Source organism: candidate division TA06 bacterium, from assembly GCA_016208585.1.
GTDB lineage: Bacteria > Edwardsbacteria > AC1 > AC1 > EtOH8 > UBA5202.
This window is the reverse complement of record JACQXR010000017.1, coordinates 1-7,925: the sequence shown is the minus strand read 5'-3', so window position 1 is coordinate 7,925 and position 7,925 is coordinate 1. Positions and strand designations below refer to the sequence as shown.

At 49.0% G+C, this 7,925-nt stretch carries 8 protein-coding genes; all 8 read right to left on the bottom strand.

Annotated elements, in window-relative coordinates; translation table 11 throughout:
• Nucleotides 1-510: 510 nt before the first annotated feature.
• The 8 genes from HY768_01650 to HY768_01615 all read right to left on the bottom strand — a co-directional run bounded on the left by HY768_01650 (nt 511) and on the right by HY768_01615 (nt 7,745).
• Nucleotides 511-1,155 (bottom strand): GyrI-like domain-containing protein, encoded by a 645-nt coding sequence (locus tag HY768_01650; GenBank protein ID MBI4725927.1) that lies wholly within the window; start codon nt 1,153-1,155, stop codon nt 511-513.
• 479 nt (nt 1,156-1,634) lie between these two features.
• A complete protein-coding gene (gene hcp, locus HY768_01645; GenBank protein ID MBI4725926.1) occupies nt 1,635-3,326 on the bottom strand; it encodes a hydroxylamine reductase in 1,692 nt (563 codons plus the stop codon).
• Nucleotides 3,327-3,353: 27 nt separating this feature from the next.
• Nucleotides 3,354-3,674: a DsrE family protein gene (locus HY768_01640; protein MBI4725925.1), complete on the bottom strand. Its 321-nt coding sequence runs from the start codon at nt 3,672-3,674 to the stop codon at nt 3,354-3,356.
• On the bottom strand, nt 3,671-4,135 hold the full coding sequence (locus HY768_01635) for a hypothetical protein (protein MBI4725924.1): 465 nt from the start codon (nt 4,133-4,135) through the stop codon (nt 3,671-3,673). The genes HY768_01640 and HY768_01635 overlap by 4 nt, the downstream gene beginning before the upstream one ends.
• A 95-nt stretch (nt 4,136-4,230) precedes the next feature.
• On the bottom strand, nt 4,231-4,584 hold the full coding sequence (locus HY768_01630) for a four helix bundle protein (GenBank protein MBI4725923.1): 354 nt from the start codon (nt 4,582-4,584) through the stop codon (nt 4,231-4,233).
• A 123-nt stretch (nt 4,585-4,707) separates the two neighbouring features.
• The gene (locus tag HY768_01625; protein MBI4725922.1) at nt 4,708-5,469 is read right to left on the bottom strand and encodes a hypothetical protein; all 762 of its coding nucleotides are present in this window, start codon (nt 5,467-5,469) and stop codon (nt 4,708-4,710) included.
• Entirely contained in the window at nt 5,466-6,614 is a 1,149-nt protein-coding gene (locus HY768_01620; protein MBI4725921.1) for a Fic family protein, read from the bottom strand. Before HY768_01620 ends, HY768_01625 begins: the two co-directional genes overlap by 4 nt.
• A gap of 372 nt (nt 6,615-6,986) precedes the next feature.
• Nucleotides 6,987-7,745 carry a transposase gene (locus tag HY768_01615; protein MBI4725920.1) on the bottom strand — a complete coding sequence of 253 codons (759 nt, stop codon included), beginning with the start codon at nt 7,743-7,745 and terminating at the stop codon, nt 6,987-6,989.
• Nucleotides 7,746-7,925 lie beyond the last annotated feature (180 nt).

Sequence of the window (7,925 nt, the reverse complement as noted above, 5' to 3'; positions counted from 1 at the left end):
GCCCGGAAAAGGAAGAAGGCCTTTTCTCCCACAAATGATGCTTTCGGAAATGGATGCCACACAACAGAAACTGTGTGCTCTTTTTGATTTAGAAAAATATCAACTATCAGTTGTATAATACATTTTGTTTTTTAAAACACATTGAATAACAAGCAGTTGTGAATTGTTTTTACAAATAACTAGGAAACTTGCGCTAGATATCTTCGACCGCGTATACCATAGCTTCACTGTCTAGGAACGGCCATCGAGGATTGGGCAGCCCTCTAACAACGGCATGCAACGGACGCGCTTCGCGCGCCGCTGATGCCGAAGCGTTAAACCTTCTTACTCAGATGACCACTACTAATACAAACGAGTTAAATAAAATGACATAAATCGCGATAGTTGGCCCCGAAACACCCGTATTTTCAGCATTGCCACCCGGTAATGCTCAAGAAATATAATGCGTTTGTATTAAAACATAGAAAAGCCCTCCCGTTACCGGGAGGGCTTTTCCGTTGATATTCTTCATTATTTCTTACGTCTTACAACCGCGTCTTCCGGCACCTGCTTCACCACCCGGTAGCGGATGAGAGTGCAATATTTATTGGGATTCCCCTTGCCGAACATGCCCGGCCCCTTTAAGTATTCTTCTTCGTGCGAGCCAGCGATCTGATATCCGCTGGCGGCGATAAACGATTTCAGTTTTTCAATTGTAGCCCCCTCGGTGGAATAAGGCCCGATGTGCAGTATCTCGGCCACCTCTCCATACTGCCAGACAGTCAGGGACACTTCATACCCCGGCTGCTGTGGGGTATTTTCAAGTTTGACCAGCGTTTCCGGCACTGGAAGGCCGTACTGGCCCACCCACTGGTTCACCGGCGTGTCAAACGGTTTCAGCCAGCGGGCCAGCGGCGCCACCATTCCTTTGGCCTTGACATTCTGGTAATAGGCTTTGAATAACATGGCAAAGGTCTTCATGCCAATCGTATTGGGATCGCCGATTGCCTCCACCTGCAGCATCTTCTGATCCGCCTTCTGCGAGATCTGCGGGTCTTTCAAATGCTGGTACTTGCTCAAATCCGGCCCCCGCATATAGAACCGGGCAATGGCTGCCAGGCCGATAAGCATTAAAAGGACGACCACACCAGTTATGATCAGTATTTTTTTTGCCATTGGGCTCTCCTTTATATTTTGTATTGTCAGACATCTTATCACTACCCGTCCTCAAAATCAATATTATTTTGACTTGACTTGTCCCTGACTTTGTTCCATTTCTTGGTTTCGTTGTCATATAAGGAATAACACCTCTAAGGGTTTCACGACAAATTTATCCTTGACAACCATTTTTGCTTCTATTAAAATGAATATAAATATCTGCCGGAGAATTTCATGATTTCAGATTCCCATCGCCCTAACAACCCCGATAAACGGTTATTTGGGGTTTGTGGCGGCCGACCCGGCGCTGATCCAATATTGCCGCAATGAATAGTGTTTTTTCGGCATCGGTTTATTCAGCAAGAATGATTGATTATATGAACAAACACCGAATATTGTCAATGGAATAGGATTGTATAACCGGAAGCCGGAAACCAGCCTGGGATTAAAAAAAGAAGGGGCTGCACCGTTCGTGCAGCCCCCGGATAATACCTGTCTTACTTCCCCGCCATCATCTTCTTCACGTCTTCCTCCACGCCCGCCGTAGGCTGGACATTGAACTTCTCCACCAGCACCTTCAGCACATTGGGCGAAACAAAGGCCGGCAGTGTCGGGCCCAGATGAATGTTCTTAACACCAAGCGAAAGCAGGGCCAGCAAAACCAGCACCGCTTTCTGCTCGTACCAGGCGATGTCAAAGGAAAGCGGCAGCTCGTTCACGTCCTTTAAACCGAAGGCATCCTTCAAAGCCAGGGCAATTAAGACCAGGGAATAGCTGTCGTTGCACTGCCCGGCGTCCAGCACCCGGGGAATGCCCCCGGTTCCGGTGAGCCCCGTCGAACCGATGTCGCCCAGGCCCAGCTTGTTGTAGCGGTACTTGGCACAGCCGGCGGTCAATATTACCGTATCCTTAGGCAGGGTTTTGGCTATGTCGGTGAAATACTCGCGGCTCTTGTGCCGCCCGTCGCAGCCGGCCATCACCACGAAACGTTTGATGGCACCGCTTTTCACGGCCTCGATCACCTTGGGGGCCAGGGCCAGCACCTGGTTATGAGCAAAACCGATTGGAATGGTGCCCTCTTCCAGCTTCTCCGGGGCCTTTGATTTCTGGGCCAAAGCGATGACGGCGGAAAAATCTTTCTGCTTGCCGGGCGCCCGGTCCGCGATGTGCTTGACCCCGGGAAATCCCACCACCCCGGTGGCGAACACCCGATCCTTGTAGCTGTCCTTGGGCGGAACCAGGCAGTTGCTGGTCATCAGCACCGGGCCGTTGAACTTCTCGAATTCTTCGGTCTGATGCCACCAGGAACCTCCGTAGTTGCCATAGAAGTTAGGATATTTCTTGAAAAAAGGATAGGCATTGGCCGGCAGCATTTCGCCATGGGTGTAAACATCCACCCCTTTGCCTTTGGTCTGCTCTAAAAGTTCTTCGAGGTCCTTCAAGTCATGGCCGCTGATCAGGATGCCGGGATTCTTTCCCACGTCCAATTTGACGCTGGTGATCTCCGGGTGTCCGTATTTCCCGGTGTTGGCCTTATCCAGCAGGGCCATGGCTTTCACCCCGTATTCGCCGCATTTCAGCACCAGACCGGTCAATTCATCGGCCGAAAGTTTGTCGTCCAGCATGGCGGCCAGGGCTTGCTGCATGAACAGATCGACGCTTTCGTCGGTCGCGCCCAGGACATAGGCGTGATGGGCATAGGCCGCCATCCCTTTGACGCCGAACAGCAGCAGCGAGCGCAAGGAGCGGACGTCCTCGTTGGCCGTGGCCAGTATGCCGGCTTCGGAGCCTTTGACGACGTACTCGTTCAGATCGCTCTTGGTTGACCAGGTGGCGGCATCAGACAGTTTTTCGGTAAAATCCTTTTTTTCCTTTTCCTTGTAGGCCGCCAGAAAATTGGTTTTGATGCCGTTGCGCAAGACTTTGGCCCGGTCTATCTGTTTGACGAAATACTCGGGGTCAAAGTTGACGTTGGTGATGGTGGCAAACAGGTTTTCCATCACGAATTCAGAGGTTTTGGCGTCGAGCTTCCCGGTTTCGGCCGCTTTGACGTTGAAATAGGAAATACCTTTGAGAGTGTGGATCAGCAGATCTTGCAGCACCGCCACCTGGTCGGGCTTGCCGCAGACGCCCCTGGCCCCGGCGCAGCCCTTGTTTCCGGCCGTCTCCTGGCATTGGTGACAGAACATGGTCATAAAAATCTCCTTTATTTGTTTTTAAAAGTTTACTACCTTGTCCGAGGTTTTGATCAATTCGTAAAGGTCCTTCATGGATGAAAGCGGACACATCTCGCTGCCTTCCTTGTGGCGCATTTTAAGACAGGTGCCGCAGGCCAGTATCTTCCCGCCCTGGTCATGGAAGGCCTGCATCTGTTCAGAGATTTTGAACTGGTCGCTGTCCAGGGCCTGGCAGTCCACCCCTTTGGCCAGCAGAAACGCGCTGACCTGATCCCCCTGTCCCAGCGAGTAAACGCCCAGCCTGAAGGCGTTCCAAACAGTTTCCGCGTCCTGCGAATAGATGATTATTCCCAGCTTCATGAAATTCTCCTCTTACTATTTTTCATTGTTTCCTGGAAAGCCCTAGTTGCCAGTCGGTCAATATTTACTGTAATTATACCACCAATATTCAGGTTCCATATTTGATTATAACAATTTGGTATCTTCACTGTATCTGCTGTTGCAAATATATGTTTAATAGCCGCGACATAGCTTTCTTCACCCATCACTTCTTTCAATTCTTCAAATAAAACCCAATAATCTGCAATAGTACTTATGGCTTTTACTTTTTTTGTATAAGCGTCCTGATCCGCAATATCAAATGATTTAGCCTTTACATAAGCTTGGTCAATTAATATGTCTTTTAAGCCTTTCCAATCTGGCAACCCAGCTGGCTTACTTAAACCAGAACCTACCAATACAACAACGTTACGTGTTCTTTCTTTATAAATATCACGAAATCGTTTATATGCAGGTTGTTCAAAATCAAATATTGTGTTCATTTCACCTTTACCTCCACTACTTTATTTGTATCATTCCCGAAAACATCCCTTTCTTAGCATACAGGATACAGAAGGTAGGATGTAGGGGGGTTGTTTTATTGTTCCAGGCAGGTTTTGATAAGCGCATGGAGCATTTTACCTATTTCGTCTATCAGGCCTTCCAATGTCGCTGTATCCTTGGCGTATCCCAAATCGCGCGACAGGATCAAATAGTACTTCACCTCTTCCCCCGAAGCCTGGGCAATGTTGTAAAAGTTGGCCTTGTACCTCTTGCCCCTTTTTTTGAACCCTTCGGCTATGTTGGCCGGTATGGATACCGCAGCCCGCCGCATCTGCGGCACCAGTCCGAACCTTTCCTCGGCAGGATAATCTCTGGTTATCCGGTATATCTCCAGCGTCAATTTATGCGCTTTCTGCCAGACTATTAAATCCTCGAACCTCTCAACCATACCCTGCCTCCTACCTCCTACCTGCTGCCTTCTATATCCTAACTTTTATCAGTTGATTGGTATCGTTGCCGAACACGTCAACCACTTTCACCATGACGATCTTCTCTTCCTTCCCTGCCTTCCCTATATCCTGCCTCCTACCTCCTGTTTTTTGCCACCTACCTCTTCGTACTTGTGCCTAGCAATGTATTCCACCTTGGGTTCTTTCTTGGTCCTAAAGCTCTGCCAGTGGTTGCGGAAAGTATCCCCCTTGTAGTCCCAGTCCACGGCCCAGTAGTCTATCAGCTCGCGGCTGTCCTTAATCTTGCCGGCGATTTCGGCCAGGTCGGAATTGGGCGGTATCTGGAAATCGGTGATCTTCAGGGTCAGTTCCCTTTCCTTAACCTTGTCCTCCAACTCCAGGTACGCCACCTCGGCGAACTTGATGTGCTTCAGCACGTCCTTGGCCACCGCCTCGTCCGGCAGTTTTAATAGTGGCAAGTCAAAGCCCACCAAGGCCGCCTTGATCTCATTCACCGAGGGAATCTGCACCAGCCTAAGCTCCACGCCGTTTCTATGGGCCTGCTCCTTGGCTAAGTTGTTCACCTCGTAGCTCCACTCCCAGCCCAGGATGTCGGCCTTGTTGAAGTTGGCCGAGCGGCAGGCCACCACCACCTTCTCCACTTCTTCCATCGTGATGGGCGCGGTCAGCGGCCCGATATGCACCACCCGGCCGGCCTTGGTGCCGTGCAGGTAGCGATGGCCGTTGAGCGGCTGGGCCTGGTACAGCTTGAGCATGAAGGCCAGGTATTCCTCGGTGCGCTCCTGCCCGTAGACTGTTTCGTAGTTGCCTATGTTCCAGAGCTCGTACGGCCGGGCAGGGCGGTTGTATTTGCCGTCGGTCATTGCTCGGTTCCCCGCGATATCAGATCGACATATTCCTTGAATAAATACTTTTTATAACGTTTTTTCCCGGTCATTTCTTTTATTATCCCCACCTGTTCGAATTTATTGAGAAGTTGAATTGCCGTTTCCTTGGAAAGGTTCAACTGCCCGCCTATTTCGCTGGAGCTGATAAGCGGCACGGTAAACATATGATTCAGCAGCCTGACTGCATGCGGACTGGAAACAGATTTTTCACAAAGCAAGGTAAAAAGCCGTTCCTTTAGAGCTATTATTTCGCGGGCGGTATTGGTCGCTTCTTCGGATGTTTCAGCGACGCCCGTCAAAAAGAACTTTACCCATTCCTCCCAGCCGCCTTCATGCCGGACATTCATCAACAAGTCGTAATATTCTTGCCGGTGTTTTTTAAGATAAATGCTAAGGTACAACAAGGGTTTGTTCAATATCCCCTGCCAGAATAAATAGTAGGTGACCAGCAGTCTGCCGATGCGGCCGTTGCCGTCAAGAAAGGGGTGGATGGTCTCAAATTGGGAATGTATAAGCGCTATTTTGATTAGAGGCGGCATATCATCCTTAGTATACAGATATTTTTCCAGTTCGCCCATTGCCGCATTCGACTCATCCGGTGGGGGCGGCACATACGTGGCTTGGTTTAACGGCGCACCCTTGGGTCCAACCCAATTTTGAGACCGTTTGAATTCGCCGGGGGTTTTGTCGGTGTCCCGTACGCCATCCATCAGCGTCTGGTGGATCTCTTTGATGAGCCGAAGCGACATGGGCAATGTTTTCAGCCGTTCCATGCCGTGATTCATCGCCTGGATGTAATTGAAAACTTCTCTGACCTGGTTGATGTCCTCCTTCAACGGCATGTCGGCTTCAAACTCCAACACGCCCTCCAACGAAGCCTGGGTGCCCTCAATTTGCGAGCTTAGCAGCGCCTCTTTTTTAACATACATGGCTATAAACAAGTCGGGGTTGGGTAAAACAGAAGTTACCCCATCCAACCTCGCCAGGGTTCGGTCGGCCTTTGATAACAGATTGTGCATTTCATCATCAAAAGCTATCTCCGGGTTTGGCGGCAGGGGCTTGGGGATGAATGCTTTATATCCCGCCTGTTGCTGTATGTAATTTCCCGCTCTTTCGTTCATGACTGGCAATTGTTATACAATTTTATAATGTTTAAGAAAGGGTTTTCTGACTTATTTTACATTTTGTTAATTTAAGTCAGGTTTAATTGACTTAAATTTTCATTGGGCGTTTTAAGATATTAACTGTCTCATAATAGTATTAACATAGTTGATTAGTTATTACTAAAGTTATGCAGTTGATTCCAATGGTTTCAAGTTGTTGACCAGCAAGAGTATTTGGGCGAAGAAGCGGTTATGTTTTCCCACGATAATATCCAGATGATTGTTGCGTATTGTCAGGTCTGCCAGCACCCGGAACAGCTTTGTGAATAATGCCTTTGGTTTGAGTTTTCGTAGGGGCGGTAGCAAGATGCGTAACAGGGTAATCAGCACCTAAGCCAAAGCCGTTAAGGCCAGATGAGCTTGGATTGAACTGGCGCTGCGGTTTTGGAACTTGTCAAGCCCGAAAACCTGCTTGGCTTCACGAAAATAGACCTCAATGGCCCACCGCTGGCGATAAAGGGAAACAATGTAGACCAGATCATAAGTGTTCAGGTTGGTTATGATGACGGCGCTTTTATTGCGGTATTTGACGCAGACGACGGTTACTTCGCCGAAGTGAGGCAATATGGCGCTGACAGCGAAGGCCTTGGCTTTCAGGCTTTTGTAATAGCGATAACGATGTTTTTGTTTGAGCAGGTCTGCGGCTTTAATACGAATCCCATTTACCAGCAGATAGCGGCTGCTGGCCAGCCGGCTGACAAAGGACAGCCCCATTTTGTGCAAGCTTTTGAGAAATCTAACCGATGCATACCAGGCATCGAACAATACGGCTTTGGGACGAATTCCGCATTCTATGGCTTGCCGAATGAGCCGTAATGCAATTTTATATTTACCGATTGGTACCGTTCGGTCTTTGGTTGGTTTTGGTTTTCGGCCACGGTTGGAATGCAGGGCATACCATAGCGGATAGCGCTTCTGTGAATCAACATAGAAGAGTTGCACCAGGGAAAGGCCATTCACAAACGTTTTCTTGGCATGGTCAAACAGTTTTCGGACCCCGGCCATTTGATTACCAGTTTTTTCCAGTATGGTATCGTCCAGAATCAGGACACCAGAGGAGATGCACCGGGTTTTGGCTGACTGCTGCATTTTGCCGATCACCCGGTTCCACAGGTCAAACGACGCTTCCTTAGTAGCTGTAAATAAATAAGCTTTACAAGTTATTATTGAGGCTCGGGTAAATTGTATAATTCCATTCTCCATGAAATCTTTCGGGCTTAAGGTTGACCCGGGCAATTTCTTCATTTGATATTTTGCGTCCGACGGGAT